This window comes from Staphylococcus sp. ZWU0021 (assembly GCF_000798895.1).
GTDB lineage: Bacteria > Bacillota > Bacilli > Staphylococcales > Staphylococcaceae > Staphylococcus > Staphylococcus saprophyticus.
This window is the reverse complement of the sequence record NZ_JTLN01000027.1, coordinates 641,718-664,810: the sequence shown is the minus strand read 5'-3', so window position 1 is coordinate 664,810 and position 23,093 is coordinate 641,718. Positions and strand designations below refer to the sequence as shown.

Annotated in this window: 20 protein-coding genes; 18 read left to right on the top strand and 2 right to left on the bottom strand. The window is 32.8% G+C overall.

Translation table 11 applies throughout. From position 1 onward, the window contains the following. Positions 1–92: 92 nt before the first annotated feature. Positions 93–1,361 (bottom strand): NAD(P)/FAD-dependent oxidoreductase, encoded by a 1,269-nt coding sequence (locus L987_RS08565; RefSeq protein WP_011302858.1) that lies wholly within the window; start codon positions 1,359–1,361, stop codon positions 93–95. Positions 1,362–1,482: 121 nt separating this feature from the next. Here L987_RS08565 and L987_RS08560 point away from each other — a divergent pair, with 121 nt between their 5' ends. The 8 genes from L987_RS08560 to L987_RS08525 all read left to right on the top strand — a co-directional run bounded on the left by L987_RS08560 (position 1,483) and on the right by L987_RS08525 (position 9,654). Beyond that, positions 1,483–3,120, top strand: coding sequence for a putative polysaccharide biosynthesis protein (locus L987_RS08560; protein ID WP_047504107.1), 1,638 nt, complete (start codon positions 1,483–1,485; stop codon positions 3,118–3,120). Beyond that, positions 3,117–3,815, top strand: a complete 699-nt coding sequence (locus L987_RS08555; protein WP_011302860.1) for a pseudouridine synthase — start codon at positions 3,117–3,119, stop codon at positions 3,813–3,815. Before L987_RS08560 ends, L987_RS08555 begins: the two co-directional genes overlap by 4 nt. Positions 3,816–3,833: 18 nt before the next feature. Beyond that, the gene (locus tag L987_RS08550; protein ID WP_011302861.1) at positions 3,834–4,247 is read left to right on the top strand and encodes a YtxH domain-containing protein; all 414 of its coding nucleotides are present in this window, start codon (positions 3,834–3,836) and stop codon (positions 4,245–4,247) included. 219 nt (positions 4,248–4,466) lie between these two features. After that, complete coding sequence (gene pepV / locus L987_RS08545; RefSeq protein ID WP_047504104.1) at positions 4,467–5,876, top strand: dipeptidase PepV; 1,410 nt, start codon at positions 4,467–4,469, stop codon at positions 5,874–5,876. 2 nt (positions 5,877–5,878) lie between these two features. Further along, complete coding sequence (dat, locus tag L987_RS08540) at positions 5,879–6,724, top strand: D-amino-acid transaminase (RefSeq protein ID WP_047504102.1); 846 nt, start codon at positions 5,879–5,881, stop codon at positions 6,722–6,724. Positions 6,725–7,187: 463 nt separating this feature from the next. Continuing rightward, entirely contained in the window at positions 7,188–7,979 is a 792-nt protein-coding gene (locus L987_RS08535; RefSeq protein WP_041784794.1) for a phosphotransferase family protein, read from the top strand. A 12-nt stretch (positions 7,980–7,991) separates the two neighbouring features. After that, on the top strand, positions 7,992–8,627 hold the full coding sequence (gene trmB, locus L987_RS08530) for a tRNA (guanosine(46)-N7)-methyltransferase TrmB (protein ID WP_011302865.1): 636 nt from the start codon (positions 7,992–7,994) through the stop codon (positions 8,625–8,627). A gap of 199 nt (positions 8,628–8,826) precedes the next feature. Beyond that, entirely contained in the window at positions 8,827–9,654 is an 828-nt protein-coding gene (locus tag L987_RS08525; RefSeq protein ID WP_002482996.1) for a YtnP family quorum-quenching lactonase, read from the top strand. 88 nt (positions 9,655–9,742) lie between these two features. On the opposite strand, the gene L987_RS08520 is transcribed toward L987_RS08525, so the two are convergent. After that, a complete protein-coding gene (locus L987_RS08520; protein WP_011302866.1) occupies positions 9,743–10,060 on the bottom strand; it encodes a hypothetical protein in 318 nt (105 codons plus the stop codon). Between the two features lie 82 nt (positions 10,061–10,142). Here L987_RS08520 and L987_RS08515 point away from each other — a divergent pair, with 82 nt between their 5' ends. The 10 genes from L987_RS08515 to ccpA all read left to right on the top strand — a co-directional run bounded on the left by L987_RS08515 (position 10,143) and on the right by ccpA (position 23,028). Continuing rightward, entirely contained in the window at positions 10,143–11,219 is a 1,077-nt protein-coding gene (locus L987_RS08515; protein ID WP_047504099.1) for a M42 family metallopeptidase, read from the top strand. Between the two features lie 17 nt (positions 11,220–11,236). Further along, on the top strand, positions 11,237–11,545 hold the full coding sequence (locus L987_RS08510; RefSeq protein ID WP_002482999.1) for a thioredoxin family protein: 309 nt from the start codon (positions 11,237–11,239) through the stop codon (positions 11,543–11,545). Positions 11,546–11,675: 130 nt separating this feature from the next. Beyond that, entirely contained in the window at positions 11,676–12,539 is an 864-nt protein-coding gene (locus L987_RS08505; protein ID WP_002483000.1) for a DUF1444 domain-containing protein, read from the top strand. 14 nt (positions 12,540–12,553) lie between these two features. Beyond that, the gene (ytpR, locus tag L987_RS08500; RefSeq protein WP_002483001.1) at positions 12,554–13,153 is read left to right on the top strand and encodes a YtpR family tRNA-binding protein; all 600 of its coding nucleotides are present in this window, start codon (positions 12,554–12,556) and stop codon (positions 13,151–13,153) included. A gap of 17 nt (positions 13,154–13,170) precedes the next feature. After that, a complete protein-coding gene (locus L987_RS08495) occupies positions 13,171–16,923 on the top strand; it encodes a DNA translocase FtsK (protein ID WP_047504096.1) in 3,753 nt (1,250 codons plus the stop codon). Between the two features lie 23 nt (positions 16,924–16,946). Then, positions 16,947–18,260: a UDP-N-acetylmuramate--L-alanine ligase gene (murC, locus tag L987_RS08490; protein WP_011302870.1), complete on the top strand. Its 1,314-nt coding sequence runs from the start codon at positions 16,947–16,949 to the stop codon at positions 18,258–18,260. 70 nt (positions 18,261–18,330) lie between these two features. Continuing rightward, positions 18,331–18,825, top strand: a complete 495-nt coding sequence (locus L987_RS08485) for a DUF948 domain-containing protein (protein WP_002483004.1) — start codon at positions 18,331–18,333, stop codon at positions 18,823–18,825. A 79-nt stretch (positions 18,826–18,904) separates the two neighbouring features. Continuing rightward, a complete protein-coding gene (locus tag L987_RS08480; protein WP_047504093.1) occupies positions 18,905–20,248 on the top strand; it encodes a YtxH domain-containing protein in 1,344 nt (447 codons plus the stop codon). Positions 20,249–20,636: 388 nt separating this feature from the next. Further along, a complete protein-coding gene (locus L987_RS08475; RefSeq protein ID WP_047504090.1) occupies positions 20,637–21,728 on the top strand; it encodes a bifunctional 3-deoxy-7-phosphoheptulonate synthase/chorismate mutase in 1,092 nt (363 codons plus the stop codon). A gap of 310 nt (positions 21,729–22,038) precedes the next feature. Continuing rightward, the gene (gene ccpA, locus L987_RS08470) at positions 22,039–23,028 is read left to right on the top strand and encodes a catabolite control protein A (RefSeq protein ID WP_002483007.1); all 990 of its coding nucleotides are present in this window, start codon (positions 22,039–22,041) and stop codon (positions 23,026–23,028) included. Positions 23,029–23,093: the final 65 nt, after the last annotated feature.

The following is a 23,093-nucleotide window of genomic DNA, read 5'->3' as shown; positions in this document are numbered from 1 at the left end:
ATTTGTCCATATAGTAATGGCTTTACAGTGAATGATGCACTGTTACTTTATCAAATGTTAATGAAACTATTGGATTTCAATGTTATCTTTTACTATATATCATCAATTTGGAAAAGGCTTGCATTAGTGCCAGCTACATGACCTGTGACAAGGGCGCTTGTGATATTATATCCACCTGTATAACCGTGGATATCCAGTACTTCACCACATAAAAACAAACCAGGTACAAACTTAGACATCATTGTTTTGGGTTGTATTTCTTTTAATGAAACACCACCTCCTGTAACGAAGGCTTTTTCAATAGAAAGTGTGCCGTTAACCGTAAAGGTAAATCCTTTTAATAATTCTACAAGTTGATTAATTTGTGCGTTGGCAATATGGTGCGCTGTTAAATCATCTGAGATATGGGCTTGCTCAATTAAAAATAACAAATAGCGCTCTTCAATTAAGCCATGCAAACTATTTTTAACAAATTTATCAGGTGTTTCTTCTAACAAACGTCTAATCTTTTGTTCGAGTTCATTTTTGGTAAGTTCAGGAAAGGCATCCAGTTGCATTTGAATATCTTGTTTTTTTTGATTCTTTTGTTCTTTATATACAAATTGACTACACCTTAGTGCAGCGGGTCCACTAATTCCAAAGTGAGTGAATAACATATCCATTTGATGTGTGATTCGTGTTTTACCATTCTTTTTTAAAACGGATAGCGCAACATTTTTTAAACTCAAACCTTTGAGACGTTTGTTTTTGATAAATGTTTCAGAAGAAGTGATGGGTACTTCAGTTGGAAATAATTCAGTAATGGAATGTCCCAAGTGTTCGGCAAATTTATAACCATCACCTGTTGAACCAGTTTGAGGGACGCTTGTGCCACCCGTGGCAATAATTAAACTATTGCTTGAAAATTGTTGCTGATCATTTAATGTTACGGTGAAAGTATGTTGGTCCGTGTATTCAATTGATGATACAGTGGATTCTTCTTTTATTTCTACGTTATTCTGTTGCAAAGTATTGATGAGTGCGTCAACAACATCTTGTGCTTTATTAGAGACGGGGAACATACGACCGTGGTCTTCTTCCTTTAAAAGAACGCCTCTAGATTCGAAAAAATGGATGATAGATTCATTATCAAAAACAGAAAAAGGGCTATATAAAAATTTCCCATTACCGGGTATATTTTTGATGATTTCATCATAAGGTAAGCGATTTGTTACGTTGCAACGTCCGCCTCCAGAAATTTTCAATTTACGACCGAGTCCTTTTTTCTTTTCAATTAATAAAATATTATGATTATTGAGACTTGCCGCAGCAGCTGCCATTAGCCCGCTAGGACCGCCACCGATTATAATTGTTTGATACATTTTATTGCCTCCCATAAGCGTATAGTGTTATTTTATAGTAATATAGTTTTGAAAAAAAGTAGTTATCACGTTATTATTAAGATTACGAGTGTAAAATTTAATTTGAGATAGGACGATCTGAATGAGTGAAAGTAAAGAGTTAGTGAGAGGGACCTTTTTAATTACGCTAAGTATTTTAATTACTAAAGTATTAGGTGTAATTTACATTATTCCATTCTACGCCATAATTGGTGGAGAAGAAAATCTGGCGCCTTTCAACTACGCGTATACCCCATATAATATTGCCATTGCCATCGCAACAGCAGGTGTGCCATTGGCAGCATCAAAATATGTTTCGAAATACAATGCGTTAGGCGCATATAAAATTAGTGAAAAACTATATAAATCTAGTTTTATTGTTATGACCATAACAGGATTTATTGGATTTTTAGTATTATATTTATTAGCTCCAAGCATAGCTGGTATTACATTAGCCAATAAAGGTCATGTAGATGGTGGCTGGACTGTTGATGATATTACTTGGATTATAAGAATTATTAGTATCGTGGTCATTTTTATTCCATTATTAGCGACGTGGCGTGGTGTATTCCAAGGTTATAAATCTATGGGGCCAACTGCGGTATCAGAAGTTATAGAACAAATTGCACGTATTTTATTCATTTTAATAGGAAGCTATTTAGTGCTTAATGTGTTTAATGGTAGTGTACTTGTAGCGAATGGTGTTGCGACGTTTGCAGCGGCAATCGGTGCAATCGCAGCAATCATCGTCTTATGGTATTACTGGAGAAAAAGAAAGAGCAACATAGAACGCATGGTTGCAACGGATCATACAGGTATGGATGTCTCATATGGCAAGATGTATAAAGAGATTATTTCATATAGTATTCCTTTCGTTATTGTAAGTTTGAACTTCCCGCTGTTTAATTTAGTCGATCAGTTTACACATAACAGTGCGTTGAATTTAGCAGGTGTACCAAGCAATTTGCATGATTACTTTTTCTCAATTCTGAATATGACAACTAACAAAATTGTGATGATTCCGACATCTTTATCAGCGGGTTTTGCTGTGAGTTTGATTCCATTCATTACAAAGACTTATGCATCAGGCCAGTTACATGAAATGCACAGACAAATACGCACATCTTTAGGTGTATTAATGTACATAACAGTGCCAGCCAGTTTAGGTATTATGGCATTGGCCTTACCTCTGTATACAGTTTTCTATAGTTATAATATTGACGGTAGCCATTTATTATTTTATTATGCACCCGTTGCAATATTAATCGCGTTATTAAGTGTGACAGCGTCAATGTTACAAGGTATAGATAAACAAAAATTAACAGTATTTGTCATTTTAGCAGCAGTAGTAATAAAAATTATTTTAAACACGCCGCTTATAGTTACTTTCCATACGGCAGGCGCAATTTTAAGTACGGCAATCGCGTTATTATTTGCAGTGTTATGTAATTTTTATATTCTTAAAAAGTATGCGAAATTTAACTTTTCTGAGACTTGGTTACACTTTGGAAAAATATTTATGTATGGATTTATCATGATGATTGGGGTTGAATTGACATTCTTCATATTACAAATGTTTATTTCTCCAGAACATAAAATAGGTTCTCTAATTATTCTTGTTATAAGTGTTGTGTTAGGTATGCTGATTTATGGTAGCATGACAATGAAAACAAGACTTGCTGATCAATTCTTAGGTGAAATTCCAAATAAAATCAGACGCAAATTAGGTATTATTAAATGAGATTAGATAAATTTTTATCAAATATGGGTGTTGGCACTCGAACAGAAGTAAAACAACGCTTAAAAAAGAAGCAAGTCACAATTGATGATAAGGTAGAAACGTCACCTAAGAAGCAAATTAATCCAGAACTAGAAATAGTGAAAGTCAATGACCAAAAGATAGACTTTGTTAACAAAGTCTATCTCATGCTTAATAAACCTAAGGACTATATATCAGCTACAACAGATGAACAGCACAAGACAGTGCTCGATTTAATAGAGGACTATAGATACTTAGATTTGTTTCCAGTCGGCCGATTAGATAAAGATACAGAAGGACTTTTATTGATTACCAATGATGGACAATTTAATCACGAATTAATGAGTCCTGGTAAACATGTCGCTAAAACTTATGAAGTGATTTCTCAAAAAAACATTACAAAAAATGATATAAATGCATTTAAAGTGGGTATTGAATTAAATGAGGGATTGGCGAAACCTGCAAAATTAGTCCAAGGTGATGAATTAAACAAATCGTTTGTCACAATATATGAAGGACGTTACCATCAAGTGAAGCGAATGTTTCATGCTATAGATAATGAAGTCTTAGCTTTGAAACGTATTCGTATTGGCGACTTACAACTTGATTCAACATTAGCATCAGGAGAATATCGTCATTTAACTCAGCAAGATTTTAAACTATTAGGATTAAAATAAAGAAGAGGTGTAAATATTATGTCAAAATTATTTAAAGCAATCGTAGGCATAGGGGGAGCAGCTGCAGCAGTAGTGCTTTCCCAAAAAGAAAATAGAGATAAATTAAAAGATGAGTACAGTAAATACAAATCTAATCCAGAATCATACAAACAAAATGCAAAAGATATCGCTAGTCAAATCAGTTCAAAAGCTGGCGAAACATATAATGAAGTAAAACAGGATCCTAAAGGTTATGCTTCAAAAGTAAAACAAGATCCTAAAGGTTTCATTAATGAACAAAAAGATCGTTTCTCTAATGTGTCTGAACAAGAAGAAGAGCACGTTGAAGAAGCAAGATTTACAGATGAAGGTGCAGCCGATCCTTCAAACAATTTACGAGTTGTAACTGAAGAAGAGTTAAAAAATAATAGCAATAAACATGACGGTAAGTAATACGTTGTCATGATTTTATATCAAACCTAGTTCGCAATTGGAACTAGGTTTTTTATATTAATACAGTTTATATATATAGTAAAAGTAAGCGGTTTAACTGTTTTATTATAAAGCATAACAGTTAATTTTTTTGTTTTATGATTACATCTCACTGTAGTTTCTCTACGACTTCATGTAAAATATTAAGTATATAAGTTATAAGAAGGAAGTTGATTGTATATGTGGAGAGACAAAGTAAAAGAATATGAGGATTTCATACTAGAAGATTTGAAAGGTTTACTTTCAATTGAAAGTGTAAGAGAAGACGATAAAGCTTCTGCTGAAAATCCAGTAGGACCTGGACCTAGACAAGCTTTAGATTACATGTATAAAATCGCAGAACGTGACGGCTTTGGCACACATGATGTTGATCATATCGCGGGACGTATTGAAGCGGGTAAAGGCGATGATGTATTTGGTATTTTATGCCATGTGGATGTTGTACCTGCAGGCGATGGATGGGATTCAGATCCGTTCAATCCAGTAGTAACTGATGATAAAATTATTGCTCGTGGTACGTTAGATGATAAAGGGCCGACCATTGCTGCTTATTATGCAGTTAAAATTTTAAATGAAATGAATGTAAACTGGAAGAAACGTATACATATTATTATTGGTACAGATGAAGAGTCTGATTGGAAATGTACTGAGCGTTATTTCCAAACAGAAGAAATGCCTGAATTAGGGTTCGCTCCAGATGCTGAATTTCCTGCTATTCATGGTGAAAAAGGAATAAGCACGTTTGATGTAATTCAAAATGAAAAAGCAGATGATCAAGATGAGCCTGAATATGAATTGCGTTCATTTGTATCAGGACAAAGATATAACATGGTGCCTGATGAAGCGATTGCCAATGTAGCTGTTAAAGAAAATATGACAGATGTTATCCAAAATTTTGAACAATACTTAAACGAGCATGACGTTGAAGGTGAAAGTGTTGTAGATAGCGGTGTCTTGGTGCTTAAAGTACAAGGTAAAGCGGTTCATGGGATGGATCCATCTATAGGCGTCAATGCAGGATTATATTTACTTAACTTCCTTGCAACATTAAATTTAGATAAAACTGCTGCAAATTTCGTAGCGTTTAGCGAACGATACTTGTTTGAGTCACATTTTGGAGAAAAAATGGGAATGAAATTCCACACAGATGTTATGGGCGACGTGACTACTAATGTTGGAATTATCACTTATGATAATCAAGATGGTGGCAAATTCGGCATTAATTTAAGATATCCAGAAGGTTTTGAATTTGAAGAATCGTTAACAAGATTCAAGGGAGAAATTCAATCACTAGGATTTTCAATTGAGTTAGGTAAAAATCAAACACCACATTATGTAGAAAAAGACGACCCATTCGTACAAAGCTTAGTACAAGCCTACCGTAACCAAACTGGTGATGATACAGAACCGTATACGATTGGTGGCGGTACTTATGCACGAAATTTAGATAAAGGTGTTGCATTTGGTGCGATGTTTAGTGATTCTGAAGATTTAATGCATCAAAAAAATGAATATATAACTAAAAAACAATTATTCAATGCGACAAGTATCTATTTAGAATCATTATATAAATTGTGTGTGGAGGAATAAATATGACAAAAGTATTAATAAATGAAAAACTCGTTGATGAACAAGATGCAAATGTGCCTTATAATGATAGAGGTTATGTATTTGGCGACGGTATTTATGAATATATTAGAGTATATGATAATAGTGTATTTACTGCTAAGGAACATTTTGAAAGACTTTTACGTAGTGCAAAAGAAATTGGTCTTGAATTAAAATATAACGTTGAGGAACTTACGGAATTAATACAGGAGTTATTATCAACAAATGGTGTGATTAATGGTGGTGTCTACATTCAAGTTACACGTGGTGCCGCACCGCGTGATCATGCCTTTCCAACACCTTCTGTTGAAACCAATATTATGGCTTTCACTAAATCATATGATCGTCCTTACAAATCATTAGAAGAAGGTATTAATGCGATCACTACTGAAGATATTCGTTGGTTAAGATGCGATATTAAGAGTTTAAACTTGTTGGGTAATGTATTAGCTAAAGAATATGCAGTTAAATATAATGCTCAAGAAGCAATACAACATCGTGGTGATATTGTCACAGAAGGTTCTTCTAGTAATGTGTATGCAATCAAAGATGGTGAAATCTATACACATCCTGTAAATAATTATATTTTAAATGGTATTACGCGTATGGTAATTAAATCTGTTGCTGAAGATAAAGGGATACCTTTTAATGAAGAAACGTTTACATTAGACTTTTTGAAAAGTGCGGATGAAATCATTGTATCAAGTACTTCAATTGAGGTTATGCCAGTTGTTAAATTAAACGGTGAAAATGTCGGTGATGGTCAAGTTGGTTCGATAACAAAATCATTGCAAGAAAGATTTAACAGATACATTGATACACATAGTTAATATTTTCAATAAATAGATAGAAAATATAACAAAAATTCATATTAAATTATGTTATAATGCTAACTGAGCCGTTTGAAAGAAACTAATAGAAATAAGAAAGTAAAAAGTGACTTTTTGTTTCTCATTATTGGTTGAAATTCATACCCAAACATTATAAAATCTTTTATGAGTCTTGAAATTGAACGAGAAAAATTTCTTGAAAAAAGATAGAGAAATATTAAAAAATATGCTCTGTTTGGGTTTCTTTTATGGTATGCTATAAAAGTTACTATAATTTGAAAATCAGTTATTTATAATTTTAAAAATTAACTTGAGCCACATGGGACATTATGCTAGTCATAACACTTGAGACAGCATAAATTATGGTTGAAGTTTAAAAAATTTGCTATAGAAAATGATTATATATGGCTCTCGAAAAATGTTTTTCAGGAGCCATTTTCTAATTGAAAGTGAGGTGAACGTGTTGGAGCAGTTTTATCAATTGGGATGGACGCTTGACTCAGCAGGCGGTGCATCGGGTGAGGCATACATGGCCGAACAGGATGGACAAAAATTATTCTTAAAAAGAAATTCAAATCCATTTATAGCTGCATTATCAGCTGAAGGTATTGTGCCTAAACTTGTATGGACGAAACGCATTGAAACTGGCGAAGTTGTAACAGCACAACATTGGAAAAATGGTAGAGAACTTACTTTCAATGAAATGCATGAACAACGTGTAGCGAATTTATTGAAAAAAATTCATAGTTCAAAGACATTATTAAACATGCTAAAACGTATGGAAATGGAACCTATCACGCCAGATATTTTATTAAATAAAATAAATGCTTCGTTATCAAGAGATGTACTGACACATCACGTGGTTAGAAAAGCTTTAACGTATTTGGAAGATCACATACCTAACTTAGATCCTCGTTTCTTTACAGTTGTTCATGGTGATGTTAACCATAATAATTGGTTGTTATCAGATCATGATGAGCTATATCTCGTTGATTGGGAAGGTGCAATGATTGCTGATCCCGCAATTGATTTAGGTATGCTGCTGTACAATTACGTTCCAGAAAATAAATGGCCAGAGTGGTTAAACGTGTATGGTACAAAAGATTCAATGGATTTACAAAAACGTATGAAGTGGTATACCGTTGTACAATCTATCGGTATGGTTCAATGGTATGAAGAACAAAAACGTTACAAAGATATGAATATGTGGCTAACTTTTTTAAATCAAGTGATGAATAATAATGCTTTTATATAAGGAGTTATCAAAATGAGAATGCGCTATAAGCCTTGGGCAGAGGACTACTTAAAAAAAGAACCGAATATAGTTGATATCGATGGTAGTCATGCAGGGCGAATCAGTGAATGGTTTGATAATGATCAACCGATTTATATTGAAGTAGGATCAGGTAGGGGTCAATTCATAACTACGCTTGCAGCAAAACATCCCGAAATAAACTTTATCTCTATGGAAAGAGAGAAAAGTGTTATGATAAAAGTCTTAGATAAAGTTATTGAACAAGGCTTAACAAATATCAAGTTAATTTGTAATGATGCAATTGAACTTAACGATTATTTCAAAGATGGAGAAGTATCAAGATTATACCTTAATTTCTCAGATCCATGGCCTAAAAAAAGACATACTAAACGTCGTTTGACATATCAAACATACCTAGCATTGTATAAACAAGTTTTAAAAGATGATGGTGAAATCCATTTTAAAACAGACAATCGTGGTCTGTTTGCATATAGTTTAGAAAGTATGTCTCAATTTGGTATGTATTTTACAAAAATCAACCTGAATTTGCATGAAGAAGATGATGAAGAGAATATTGAGACTGAATACGAAAGAAAATTTTCTGATAAAGGTTCAAGAATTTATCGTATGGAAGCTAAGTTTCATTAAATATAATTACGCACTCAATTGATAGGACATAGGTTCTATCAATTTTTTTATGTCCAAATTAAGATTTTTATAATTTAATGTAAATAGAATTGTGCTAATTTAAATGTACTTATGTCCAATATTTTACCTAGAACATTGTTTGTATTACTATTAATATTAAGTAGTTATTGTGTTTATATTTTACGAGGAGGATAAGTAGATGAAATTAGGGGATTTTCGTATACATTATTTAAATGGTGGTATCACTCACATTGATGGTGGCGCAATGTTTGGCGTGGTGCCTAAGGCGTTATGGACTAAAAAATATGAAGTGAATGATAAGAATCAAATTCCATTACCAACGCATCCAATATTAATACAATCAAACGATTATAATATTATCATTGATACAGGTATAGGTTCAGGAAAATTAACAGATAAAGAACGTAGAAATTTTGGAGCTCATTATGAAAGCCAAATTAGTGAAGACTTAAAGGCTTTAGATTTAACGACTGCAGATATTGATTATGTATTAATGACACATTTACATTTCGATCATGCTGCTGGATTAACAGATAATGAGGGTAATTCAATTTTTAATAAAGCAATCCATGTGATTCAACAAGATGAATGGCATGAATTTCAAAGCCCTAATATACGCAGTAAATCAACATATTGGCCAAAGAATAATGGAGATTTTAAAAAACGATTACTATTGTTTGAAAATGAAATCGAAATAGTGCCAGGTATTAAAATGATTCATACGGGCGGTCATAGTTTTGGTCATGCAATCATTACAATTGAAAGTCAGAATGAAAAAGCGGTGCATATGGGTGATATTTTTCCAACAACTGCACATAGAAATCCATTATGGGTTACAGCTTATGATGATTACCCTATGCAATCAATTAGAGAAAAAGAACGTTTAGTACCGTATTATATTCATCAAAATTATTGGTTTTTATATTATCATGATGTGAATTATTTTGCGGTGAAATTTGATAAGCAAAATATAACTGAATTTGATACATTTATTTCTAGGAATTAAAAAGGTTAAAGCTAAGCGGCACATGAATAAGAAGATATTCTGAGTTAGAATATGTTTGTCATCGTGTCGCTATGGCTTTAACCTTCTATCATTTGCATTCAATGATATCTAATATTTCACCTGTTTTGGCATCAGCATAAAAGTCATAATATGTAAGTGTGTTATGGTTTCGTGTCGTAATGCCACCTTGAAAAGCAATGATTTTTGAATCGGATTTTGTATACGTCATCGGCACTTTTAATATATATGATCCTATAACATTCATAAAATAAGTTTTTACTTCTTTAGTGATTTTTTCAGGATCTCGATATTGGATATGTTTTCGACGTTTATAAAAATAAATTGATCCTGCAATTGTAGTTAGGAAAAATAATAAGAGGATGAACCAATTTTTTTTATTTAACATAACATAATCTACCCCCAATAAAGTCATATTTATAGTTTACCATAATGAAGATGATATAATAAATATTAAGGAGTGAGAGACGTTGAACATAGATAAAAGTAAAACATTGAATAGAATGAAAACATTAACAGAATTACATGGTGTAGCAGGTTTTGAAGAAAATGTAAAATCATATTTGAAAGCAGAAATGGAACCATTTGTGGATGAATTTGTTTATAATCGTATGGGCGGATTTTACGGTGTTAAACGTTCGAAATCAAGTAATCCAAAACGAATCATGGTTGCTGCACATATGGATGAAATTGGTTTCATGGTCACAAATATCACGTCAAATGGTATGCTACAATTTACTAATTTAGGTGGCGTTGCAAACGATATATGGCAAGGCCAAAGGCTAAAAGTTAGAACGCGAAATAATGATGAGATTACAGGTATTGTAGCTAATATTCCGAAACATTTTAGAACTGGAAATGAAGGAGCACCTAAAATAGAAGATTTATTATTGGATATTGGTGCAGAAAATGCTGAAGATATATCGGCACGTGGTATTGCTATTGGTGATACGATTGCACCTGATACGCCTTTTACACAGTTATCAGAGCATCGATTTGCCAGTAAAGCCTGGGATAACCGTTATGGTTGTTTAATTGGTATTGAGCTACTGGAATTATTAAAAAATACTGAATTGGACTTTGATTTATATGTCGGTGCAAATGTGCAAGAAGAAGTAGGATTAAGAGGAGCAAGTGCAGCGGCAGAGTTAATCGATCCTGATGTAGCATTTGTTGTAGATTGTTCGCCTGCGAATGATATGAAAGGTAAGCAAAATTTATCAGGGGAATTAGCTGGAGGTACATTAATCAGAATTAAAGATGGTACAATGTTACTTCGACCAACCTTTAGAGATTATTTGCTTGATTTAGCGAAGCAATATGATATTAAACATCAATACTATATTTCTCCAGGTGGTACGGATGGTGGAGAAATACACAAGGCAAAATTAGGTATCCCAACCGCTGTGATAGGTGTGTGCGCACGATATATTCATAGTACAAATGCAGTGTTTGATATTAGAGATTATGAAGCTGCCAGAAGCCTGTTAGAACAATCAGTTAGACATTTAAATGAAGACCAAATAGAAATATTACAATATAAATAATAATTTGGAGTGGTATTATGCAACAATTAGAAAGTGAGCAGCAATTTGAAAATCTGAAAAATGAACAAACAGTGTTTTTATTTACAGCAGATTGGTGCCCAGATTGTAAAGTTATAGAACCAGATTTACCTCAATTAGAAGCAAAATATACTAATTATAAATTTATTTCAGTTGATAGAGACAAATTTATTGATATATGCATTAATTATGACATTATGGGTATACCTAGTTTTCTAGTATTCCGTGACGGGAATCAAATTGGCAGTTATATTGGAAAAGAACGAAAATCCATAGAACAAATAGACCAATTTTTAGCGTCTTTGTAGGTGGCATTAATTTAGGGTTAAATTAAAGTTAAATTATAAAAATATATACCCTTAGAGCGCACATTTTTTCTGTTCCTAAGGGTATATTTATTGTAAACTATAGTAAGGCACGTAAATAGGAGTGTTAATAATGAATGTCTTTCAAATGAGAGATAAATTAAAAGATAGATTGAATCATCTTGATGTGAAATTTAGTTTTAATCGAGAAGATGAAACACTACGTATCTCAAGAATAGATAATGGTAAAGGCGTTACCGTTAAAATTAATCCAATAGTAGCTAAATATAAATCTCAAAAAGAAAAAATAGTCGATGAAATTGTGTATTATGTTGAAGAAGCAGTCGAGCAAATGAAAGGGGAGGCATTGGAAAATACGGATAATATCCAAATTATGCCGGTTTTAAGATCTCCTAGCTTTGATAAAAAAGACAAAAATGGTAATTCATTTGTAATCGATGCACATACAGCAGAAACAAACATTTATTATGCAGTTGATTTAGGTAAGTCATATCGTCTAATTGATGAAGCGATGTTAGAAGAATTAAAGCTAACAAAGCAACAATTAAAAGAAATGGCGCTATTTAATGTGCGCAAATTAGAAAATAAGTATACAACTGACGAAGTTAAAGGTAATATTTTTTACTTTGTGAATTCAAATGATGGTTATGATGCAAGTAGAATTTTAAATACGTCATTTTTAAATGAAATACAAGCACAATGTGAAGGTGAAATGTTAGTAGCGGTACCTCATCAAGATGTGCTTATCATTGCAGACATCCGCAATAAGACGGGTTACGATGTGATGGCGCATTTAACTATGGAGTTTTTCACTAAAGGATTAGTGCCAATTACATCATTATCTTTAGGTTATGATAAAGGGCATTTTGAACCAATCTTTATTTTAGGTAAAAATAATAAACAAAAAAGAGATCCTAATGTGATTCAAAGATTGGAAGCTACACGAAAACAATATGAAAATAAAGATAAGAAATAAGGAGTAATGAAGTTATGAATTTATTTTATAATAAAGAAGCTGTTGGCGATGTTGCATTTTTACAAATTAATCCTACAGAAGGTGAATATAACTACGTCACTCAAGGGGATGTAGTTGAAATACAGAATGACGGAGAAGTCGTAGGTTACAATATCTTTAATGCATCAAACAAAGCAACACTAACAGGTAATGGACATATTAAGTTGACTGAAACATTAGTTCAAGCGTTTCAAAAAGCAATTGAAGCTGCTGGATTTACTTATAAATTAGACGCAGACTTTACTCCTAAATTTGTAGTGGGCTATGTTGAAACAAAAGACAAGCATCCAGATGCAGATAAATTAAGTGTTCTAAGTGTTGATGTTGCAACTGAAAAACTACAAATTGTTTGCGGGGCACCGAATGTTGAAGCTGGACAAAAAGTGGTGGTAGCAAAAGTTGGTGCAGTTATGCCAAGTGGTATGGTTATTAAAGATGCAGAACTTAGAGGCGTTGCATCAAGTGGTATGATTTGTTCGATGAAAGAGTTAGGATTACCAAATGCACCACAAGAAAAAGGTATTATGGTTCTAAGTGATGATTACACGGTAGGGCAATCATTTTTTGAAGTATAAAAAGGAGGTAATGTAGTATGAGCTGGTTCGACAAGTTATTTGGAGAAGATAATGAATCAACAGATAATTATCTTAATAAAAGAAGCCAACGACGTCAAAAAGCTACACAAAAAGAAGAACATGATTCATTACTTCCTCAAAATAATGATGTTTATGAAAGACCCAAAGGGAAATTCAGGTTTCCTATGCGTGTTTTAGAAGAGGCAAATGACAGTTTGAAGACAGATGATGAGTTGAATTCTGATATTGCGTCTACATCTCATAAAACTTCCCATGATGCACATAATGATGTGAGTCATGGGAATGCACATCATCAACAAAGAAGACGTAGACATATGTATGATAAAACACCAACTCAAAATATAAACTCGAGTGATTCAGTTGGGCAACAATCGCAACAACAAGATCATTACCAAACTGAAAATGAGACTAGAACACATAAAGGCAAAAGAATGAGGATTCAAACGGATGTTTTACGAGCAAATGCTTCATCAAAACACAAACCAACGACGTCAAATTTTCATCATAGCGATTTTAAAGCGAGTGAAGTGCCTTCAGCGATTTTTGGTACTAAAAAACCCCGTCCTTTAGAAAATGGTGTCATTAAACGTCAAGATGATTCAGAAGAAGGTACGCAAGCGGAAAATGAGACGAATCATCGTAATTATAATGATGAATCATCTCAACAGAAACACCAAACAGTAAAAGATTCAGATAGTAATTCAACAGATATTCAAAATGAAGCACATATGTATCATGAAAATTCAAATGATACTGCATATGATTTATCTGATAACAAAGAGCGCCGTGACGCACAACATGTTGAGGAAAATGGTGAAGAAGTTGAGCTGAATCAACCAGTAACAAGTCAAAATAAAAAAGATAATACGATTAAAATAGAAAACATCTATGCTTCTCAGATTGTTGAAGAAATTAGACGAGAGAGAGAACGTAAAGTATTACAGAAGCGTCAATTTAAAAAGGCACTTCAACAAAAACGTCATGATAATCAAGACAAACAAGAAGATAGTATACAAAAAGCAATTGACGAAATGTATGCAAAACAAGCGCGGAATTACATAGGTGAAAGCTCGTTAGATGAAGATGGTAACGCAATGAATATGTCCAAATCGAAAACGTCAACATCACGTCAAAGTGCAGAAAATCAGCAACAAACAGAATCGACGAATAGTGAAGATATTGAAGAAGATTCAAATACACCATTTAATTATGAAGAAGTTGATTTAGATCATGTACGCGATGTTCATACGATTAATAATGAACAGGTTAATGTAAATACTAAAAATGACAGTTCCGCAATTGAAGCAGATCAAAATCAAGTTGAACAGGTCACACCTAACAGTGATTTCGAAAATCAAAACGATGAGAACAACACTGCAATAGAGTCTAGTCAAAGTGATATGTCAGAAAATGAGCGCACATACATATTAGAGAAATCGTTTGAGCGTTATTTAGATGAGAATGACGTGGATGATGCGCAGTATAGAGAATTATCTGAAACAGACCCTAAATCCAAAGAATCATTAGCTTTTGATTCATTAGATTCACAAAGTGAAAATGAGCAATTGTCAGAGTCATTATCACAACCAGACCATGGTTTTGAAAATTCAGAGTCCGATATTATCGATAATCATGTAACTTCAAATGATGCAGCACCATCAGAGGCATCACAGCTAGAATCTGATGAAAGTATGAATGAAAATGAATCGCTTAACGTCCAAAATGAAATATTAGATGAAAGGTCTGAATTGGAGCAATCTGATAGTACTGATAATAATAATGGAAATCATATTAAGCAACCCGACGAAACTAAAACGTATAAAAAGGCTACATCTATCAAGAAAGGTAGTAAACCTTTCAATGTCGTGATGACACCATCAGATAAAAAGCGTATGTTAGATGCACAAAAAGAAAAAAATAAGTCAAACATACAATTAAATAATGTAGATAATTTTAAACATAATACGTCATCCGATATTAGCGACAAACAATCACAGTCGAATAATGATCAATTAGCAAATGAACCTGCTTCAGAGTCATTGACTGTAACTGATGACAACCAAAGCGAAACGAATTTATCACATGACTTGATTGATGAACAGAGTGACTTTAAACCGGAAACGGATGCTTCTTCTTATAGTGATGATTATAATCGAAATGACTTAACTCAGTCTAATGTACAACAAGAGTCAGTTGAAAGTGCTGAGTCAGATATGACAAATGTGCCTTCTGAACAAAATGAAAATCATAAGCAAAATGTACAAGAACCAGTTCTCAAACCTGAAACTTCTGGTAACCAATTAGGTGGAGTAAAAACACCAACTGAGGATGATAATAAGGCTACTATTAGAAGAGGACCCAATATTAAACTTCCAAGTATTGAGTTATTAGAAGCGCCAAAACAACATGAAATTGACAATGCTTGGATTGAAGATAAAAAACAGGAATTGAATGAAGCTTTTTATTATTTCAATGTGCCTGCAGAAGTTCAAAATGTTACAGAAGGCCCTAGTGTGACACGATTTGAATTATCAGTCGAAAAAGGTGTGAAAGTATCTAGAATAACAGCTTTACAAGACGATATAAAAATGGCGCTTGCAGCTAAGGATATTCGTATTGAAGCACCCATTCCAGGTACGAGTCTAGTTGGTATAGAGGTACCAAATCAAAATGCAACAACTGTAAATTTACGTTCAATTTTAGAAAAACCAGCGTTTAAAAATGCAGAATCCAAATTAACTGTAGCTATGGGACTTAGAATTAATAATGAACCTTTATTAATGGATATTTCTAAAACACCGCATGCTTTAATAGCTGGTGCAACAGGCTCAGGTAAATCCGTATGTATTAATAGTATATTAATGTCGTTATTATATAAAAATCATCCTGAGGAATTAAGATTGTTACTTATTGATCCGAAAATGGTTGAATTAGCACCTTATAATGACTTACCACATTTAGTTGCACCTGTGATAACAGATGTAAAAGCAGCAACGCAAAGTTTAAAATGGGCTGTTGAAGAAATGGAAAGACGTTATAAAGTTTTTGCTAAATATCATGTTAGAAATATTACGGCATTTAATAAGAAAGCAACTTATGAGGATAGAATGCCAAAAATTGTTATAGTAATAGATGAATTAGCAGATTTAATGATGATGGCACCACAAGAGGTGGAACAATCTATTGCGCGCATTGCACAAAAAGCACGTGCATGTGGTATTCATATGCTAGTTGCAACGCAAAGACCTTCTGTTAATGTCATCACTGGATTAATCAAAGCAAATATACCTACTAGAATTGCATTTATGGTATCATCTAGCGTAGACTCTCGCACTATCTTAGATAGTGGTGGTGCAGAACGTTTATTAGGTTATGGTGACATGCTTTACCTAGGAAGCGGTATGAATAAACCTATCCGTGTTCAAGGTACATTTGTCTCTGATGAAGAAATTGATGATGTTGTAGATTTCATAAAACAACAACGAGATCCGGAATACTTATTTGAAGAAAAAGAATTATTGAAAAAAACAGAAAGTCAACCACAAGATGATTTATTCGATGATGTGTGTCGATTTATGCTAAATGAAGGACATATTTCAACTTCATTAGTACAGCGTCATTTCCAAATCGGATATAATCGTGCTGCAAGAATTATTGATCAACTAGAACAACTTGGCTATGTGTCGGGCGCAAATGGATCTAAACCAAGAGATGTATACATTACAGAATCAGATTTGAATGAGAATTAATATAGAGATAAAGGAGTGTTACAATGACACATTATCATTTTGTCGGTATAAAAGGTGCCGGTATGAGTTCATTAGCACAAATAATGCATGATCTTGGAAACGAAGTACAAGGTTCAGATATTAAAAATTATGTTTTTACAGAAGTGGCATTAAAAAACAATGGTATTAAAATACTGCCATTTGATGCGAATAATATTCAATCAGATATGGTAGTCGTACAAGGAAACGCATTCCCGGATACGCATGAAGAAGTTGTGAAAGCACATGAATTAAAACTTGAAGTTATTCGCTACCATGACTTCTTAGGTCATATTATTAACCAATATACGTCAGTCGCCGTAACTGGTGCACATGGTAAAACTTCGACAACTGGTTTATTATCACACGTAATGAATGGTGATAAGAAAACATCTTTCTTAATTGGCGATGGAACTGGACTTGGCATACCAGCAAGTGATTACTTTGCGTTTGAAGCATGTGAATATCGTAGACACTTTTTAAGCTATCATCCAGACTATGCCATTATGACCAATATAGATTTTGATCATCCAGATTATTTCAAAGACGTTGATGATGTATTTAATGCTTTCCAAGAAATGGCGCATAACGTTAAAAAAGCGATTATTGCTTGGGGTGATGATACACACTTGCGTAAAATTGAAGCAGACGTACCTGTTTATTATTATGGATTTTCAAATAAAGATGACGTTTATGCAGATAATTTAGAGATAAGTGAAAAAGGTACAAAATTTGATGTATATTTTAAAGGTGAATATTTTGATACTTTCCTTTCACCACAATTTGGCGATCATAATATATTAAATGCCTTATCGGTTATTACGATTAGTTACTTAGAAAGTTTAAATATCGATAATATTAAAGAAGCATTAGAGACTTTTGGTGGCGTGAAACGTAGATTCAATGAAACAAAAGTAGGAAATCAAGTATTAGTTGATGATTATGCACACCATCCTAGAGAAATTAGTGCTACAATTGAGACAGCGAGAAAAAAATATCCTAACAAAGATGTTATCGCAGTGTTTCAACCTCATACATTTAGTAGAACACAAGCATTCTTGGGCGAATTTGCAGAATGTTTAAGTTTAGCCGATAAAACATTTTTATGTGAAATTTTTGGTTCGATAAGAGAAAATAGCGGTAACTTAACGATTCAAGATTTAGTTCAAAGAATTGATGGTGCAACATTGATTGATGAGGAAAGTGTAAATGCGCTTGAACAATATAGTGATGCTGTTATTTTATTTATGGGTGCAGGAGATATTCAAAAAATTCAACGTGCATACATGGAAAAAATAGGTGTTACTTCTCCATTTTAATATGTTTATGTTAAAATGATGGGGGTATTTATATTAAATAACAACATATGATTAATAGGAGGCGTTTTAAATGGAATGGATTTTACCTATAGCTGGAATTATTGCAGCGGTTGCATTTCTAATATTAGTAATTGGTATCGTTGTGGTATTACTTTCAGTTAAGAAAAATTTAGATCACGTAGCAAAAACACTTGATGGTGTCGAAGGACAGGTTCAAGGTATTACGCGTGAATCTACAGATTTACTTCATAAAGCGAACCGCTTAACTGAAGATATTCAAGACAAATCAGATCGTTTAAATTCAGTAGTTGATGCTGTTAAAGGTATCGGTGATTCTGTACAAACTTTAAATGGTTCTGTTGATAGAGTGACAAACTCAATTACGCACAATATTTCTCAAAATGAAGATAAAATTTCTCAAGTAGTACAATGGTCAAATGTAGCAATGGAAGTTGCTGATAAATGGCAAAATAGAAGAAATCGTAGAGATAGTGCAAATTACAAAACGAGCAGTGTAGCAAATGACACGAATCATAGCTATACTACACGTGTAGATAACAAATAATTCATATATTAAAAAACAAATGCACTTAAATGAGGTTTGAAACTTATTTAAGTGCATTTGTTATAGGGGGCATTGGACAATGAAGTATTATAACCGTGATAATTATGAAAGAAATTTAGAAAGTTACGAAGTGCCAGAATATTTTACAAAAGGTGCCAGAAATGAATTTGTATATGGATTTATTGTAGGTGCTGTTATAGGTTCCGCTGTTGGTTTAGTATCCATTAGTAAGTCGAGAGCAACGAATAAATCTATTCCAAAACAAGACAATCAATTTAAATCTAGCATTATTGAGCAGTCCGAATTAGAACGTCAAGAAGCTGACGATAAAGTAAATGAAATTAAATCAACTATTGATGACGCGCAAAATAAAAATACAGAAGTAACCGATGCAGAATTATCTGCGCAACGCGTAGCGATTCAACAAGAAACTTCTGATAATAATTTAGCTAATATGTCACCGGATGCCCAAGAACAACGGGAAGTGACAACTAGTGAAGATGCAAATCAATCAGATGACAGTTTAGCACATATAGATCCAAATGCAGAACCAAGTGAAAGTGAAATTAATGCACAACAAAATGCAATTAAAGAAGAAACAGAAACAAGTGATGCGAATATAGATGGTGAAAACTCAAATAGCAATGCAGTTACTGCAGGTACAGCAGCTGGTGGTGCAGTTGCAGCGAGTGGATTAGCTAAAGCAGCACATGATAAAAATGAAGCGTTAAATGAAGATAATCAAGTTGCAGAAAACACAGCTAATCTTTTAAAAGAAGAAGAAGCGCCTGCTAACACTAACACGAATAATAAAACGCCGAATTTGGTTACTCAAAGCGATGAAACAGATGATAGTAAGCAAGGGGCAATCGCAGGTGTGGTAACTGCGTCAAGTTTAGCATTAGCGGCTAAAAATAAAAATAAAGCATTAGATGACAATACTTCTGTTGCAGAAAACACAGCTAATTTACTTAAGCCAGAAGCTCCAGCACAGACAAAACATAAAGTTGTACCTAATTTGGTTACGCCAAAGGTTGAAAGTGCTGTTGAATCTACTACAGATAAAGTAGAACAAGGCGATAATAAAAAAAATGATACAAAAGTTAAACCAGAAGCCGCAGACCAAAGAGTAAAACAAACACACAAACAAGTTGCATTTAAAGATGGTATCATCGTTCATGAAAATGCTTCTGGTCAAACGCAATCAGCAACAACTGCTACAAATTCAGATTCAAAAAATGATGGTATCATTAATCATGATGATTCAGAATCTGGAGATAACCTATCATCTACAAAAGATGCAAGTACTTTGACAAATGAAAGTACTACTGAATCTGAAGCAACATATTCAAAAAACAGACCACAAACGAAAAAAACAGAAAAAGCAAAAAGTAAGATTGATAAAAGAACATTTAATGATTAAAAATATTTAATAAAAAGAATCGGACGCTTTGTTCGATTCTTTTTTTATGTAGTATTATTTGATACATATCTATTTGCTTAATAGAACATCATGTAAAGCGTATCGTTGATTAAATATGACATGTCTTATGAATTTGAAGCATATCATGAACAAGGAATTTGTAAATTTATCTATAAAATTTATAAAAAAGAAGTAATAGTGTAAAATATAACTAGAAAATGACTGAAAATTTAGTTATCATTAATGTTATTCACTTTTTAAGTGAATTTTTAATAATCCTTACTTGAACTTATAAGGAGTTATTGTTAGAATAACCTTTAACATATATTTTATCGCTTTAAAGCAGAATAAAATATTGGTTTTAAAATTTTTCATAGAGGTGAATAAAATGACAGACAAATTACAAGAATACAGAGATGAGATAGTTGAAATTAATGAAAAAATCTTAGGTCTTTTATCTAAAAGAGGTAAGATAGCACAAAAGATTGGTGAAGAAAAACGCAAACAAGGTACACTTGTTTACGACCCACAACGCGAAAAAGAAATGATTAATCAGTTATTAGATCAAAATGAAGGTCCATTTAATGACAATGTGATTAAACAACTATTCAAAGAAATTTTTAAAGCCTCTACTGATTTACAAAAATCTGAAAATGAAAAACATTTATATGTATCGAGAAAATTAAAACCAGAAGATACAATCGTTCAATTTGACAACGGAGGCATCATTGGAGATGGCAACAAATCATTTGTATTTGGTCCATGTTCAGTTGAATCACAGGAACAAGTCGATGCAGTCGCAGCTAATTTACAAGCGAGAGGTGAGAAATTCATTAGAGGTGGCGCATTTAAACCTCGTACATCACCGTATGATTTCCAAGGCTTAGGTGTCGAAGGGCTTAAAATACTTAAAAATACGAAAAATAAATATGGTTTAAACGTTGTAAGTGAAATTGTAAACCCAGCAGACTTTGAAGTTGCTGATCAATATTTAGATGTATTCCAAATTGGTGCACGTAATATGCAAAACTTTGAATTATTAAAAGAAGCTGGTCGTTCAAATAAACCTGTATTATTAAAACGTGGTTTATCAGCAACGATTGAAGAATTTATTTTTGCAGCTGAATATATCGCATCACAAGGTAATGAAAATATCATTTTATGTGAACGTGGTATCCGTACTTATGAAAAAGCAACTAGAAACACGTTAGATATTTCTGCAGTGCCAATTTTAAAACAAGGCACACACTTACCAGTTATGGTAGATGTTACACATAGCACTGGTCGTAAAGATATTATGCTACCTACTGCAAAAGCAGGATTAGCTGTTGGTGCAGATGGTATTATGGCTGAGGTTCACCCTGATCCATCTGTAGCATTAAGTGATAGTGGACAACAAATGGATTTCAATGAATTTGATGCGTTCTATAAAGAACTTAAACCATTAGCTGGTATGTATAATAATAAACAACTTAAATAAAGTATTACGTTAATTAAAATGAATGCCTTATAATCCTAACTATTTAGTTAGTATGGATTATAAGGTTTTTTATTTTAAAAACATTTATTAATAATTGGTTTATTTTTAATAAAAAGCGTATGAAATGACGTATCATTCATTAAGTTATAAAAATCGATTAAAGATAAATAGACGTTCATATCATATGAATTGAATTATTTATGAATTTTAAAAACAAAATGATTTTACAATGAGCAAAAATATGGTAAACTTTGAAAATATTATGAAAACAAGTTACAATGATAAAGAAATCGTTTTCAAGGAGGAAAATATGACTGTAACAATATATGATGTAGCTCGTGAAGCTCGCGTTTCTATGGCAACTGTTTCACGTGTTGTCAATGGAAATCAGAATGTTAAGCCGGAAACACGTGATAAGGTTAACGATGTTATCAAAAAATTAAATTATCGTCCGAATGCAGTGGCAAGAGGATTAGCAAGTAAACGTACAACAACAGTTGGCGTAATCATACCAGATATTTCAAATGTTTATTATTCACAATTGGCTCGTGGATTAGAAGATATTGCAACAATGTATAAATATCATTCTATTATTTCTAATTCAGATAACGATCCAAATAAAGAAAAAGAAATTTTCAATAATCTACTTAGTAAACAAGTAGATGGTATTATCTTCTTAGGTGGTACTATTTCAGAAGAAATTAAAGAACTTATTAATAAATCATCTGTTCCAGTTGTAGTTTCAGGAACAAATGGTAAAGATGAAGGTATTTCATCAGTTAATATTGATTTCAAAACAGCAGCAAAAGAAATTACTACTGAATTGATTGAAAAAGGTGCTAAAACATTTGCGTTTGTCGGTGGCGATTATTCCAAAAAAGCACAAGAAGATGTATTGACTGGGCTAAAAGAGGTTTTAGATTCAAATCATCTTGAATTAAAAAATGAACTTATTTTTAATGGCAATGAAACTTACAAAGATGGGCTACGCGCATTTGAATCATTAAAATCTGGAAAACCAGATGCGATTTTGTCAATCAGTGATGAACAAGCTATTGGTCTTGTACATGCAGCACAAGATGAAGGTGTGAACGTTCCAGAGGATGTACAAATCATTAGTTTTAACAACACAAGATTAGTTGAGATGGTAAGACCACAACTTTCAAGTGTTATTCAACCTTTATATGACATTGGGGCAGTAGGTATGAGATTATTAACTAAATATATGAATGAAGAAGAAATTGATGAACCGAATGTTATTCTTCCACATAGAATTGAATATAGAGGGACGACGAAATAAATCGTCAATGCGTTTTAAAGCAAATATATAAATTAAAGCCTACACAAATTATTGTGTAGGCTTTA

Bases quoted from the DNA above. Each gene is read 5' to 3' on its own strand.
- L987_RS08565 (WP_011302858.1), bottom strand. From the start codon at position 1,361: ATGTATCAAACAATTATAATCGGTGGCGGTCCTAGCGGGCTAATGGCA.
- L987_RS08560 (WP_047504107.1), top strand. From the start codon at position 1,483: ATGAGTGAAAGTAAAGAGTTAGTGAGAGGGACCTTTTTAATTACGCTA.
- L987_RS08555 (WP_011302860.1), top strand. From the start codon at position 3,117: ATGAGATTAGATAAATTTTTATCAAATATGGGTGTTGGCACTCGAACA.
- L987_RS08550 (WP_011302861.1), top strand. From the start codon at position 3,834: ATGTCAAAATTATTTAAAGCAATCGTAGGCATAGGGGGAGCAGCTGCA.
- pepV (WP_047504104.1), top strand. From the start codon at position 4,467: ATGTGGAGAGACAAAGTAAAAGAATATGAGGATTTCATACTAGAAGAT.
- dat (WP_047504102.1), top strand. From the start codon at position 5,879: ATGACAAAAGTATTAATAAATGAAAAACTCGTTGATGAACAAGATGCA.
- trmB (WP_011302865.1), top strand. From the start codon at position 7,992: ATGAGAATGCGCTATAAGCCTTGGGCAGAGGACTACTTAAAAAAAGAA.
- L987_RS08525 (WP_002482996.1), top strand. From the start codon at position 8,827: ATGAAATTAGGGGATTTTCGTATACATTATTTAAATGGTGGTATCACT.
- L987_RS08520 (WP_011302866.1), bottom strand. From the start codon at position 10,060: ATGTTAAATAAAAAAAATTGGTTCATCCTCTTATTATTTTTCCTAACT.
- L987_RS08510 (WP_002482999.1), top strand. From the start codon at position 11,237: ATGCAACAATTAGAAAGTGAGCAGCAATTTGAAAATCTGAAAAATGAA.
- L987_RS08505 (WP_002483000.1), top strand. From the start codon at position 11,676: ATGAATGTCTTTCAAATGAGAGATAAATTAAAAGATAGATTGAATCAT.
- ytpR (WP_002483001.1), top strand. From the start codon at position 12,554: ATGAATTTATTTTATAATAAAGAAGCTGTTGGCGATGTTGCATTTTTA.
- L987_RS08495 (WP_047504096.1), top strand. From the start codon at position 13,171: ATGAGCTGGTTCGACAAGTTATTTGGAGAAGATAATGAATCAACAGAT.
- murC (WP_011302870.1), top strand. From the start codon at position 16,947: ATGACACATTATCATTTTGTCGGTATAAAAGGTGCCGGTATGAGTTCA.
- L987_RS08485 (WP_002483004.1), top strand. From the start codon at position 18,331: ATGGAATGGATTTTACCTATAGCTGGAATTATTGCAGCGGTTGCATTT.
- L987_RS08480 (WP_047504093.1), top strand. From the start codon at position 18,905: ATGAAGTATTATAACCGTGATAATTATGAAAGAAATTTAGAAAGTTAC.
- L987_RS08475 (WP_047504090.1), top strand. From the start codon at position 20,637: ATGACAGACAAATTACAAGAATACAGAGATGAGATAGTTGAAATTAAT.
- ccpA (WP_002483007.1), top strand. From the start codon at position 22,039: ATGACTGTAACAATATATGATGTAGCTCGTGAAGCTCGCGTTTCTATG.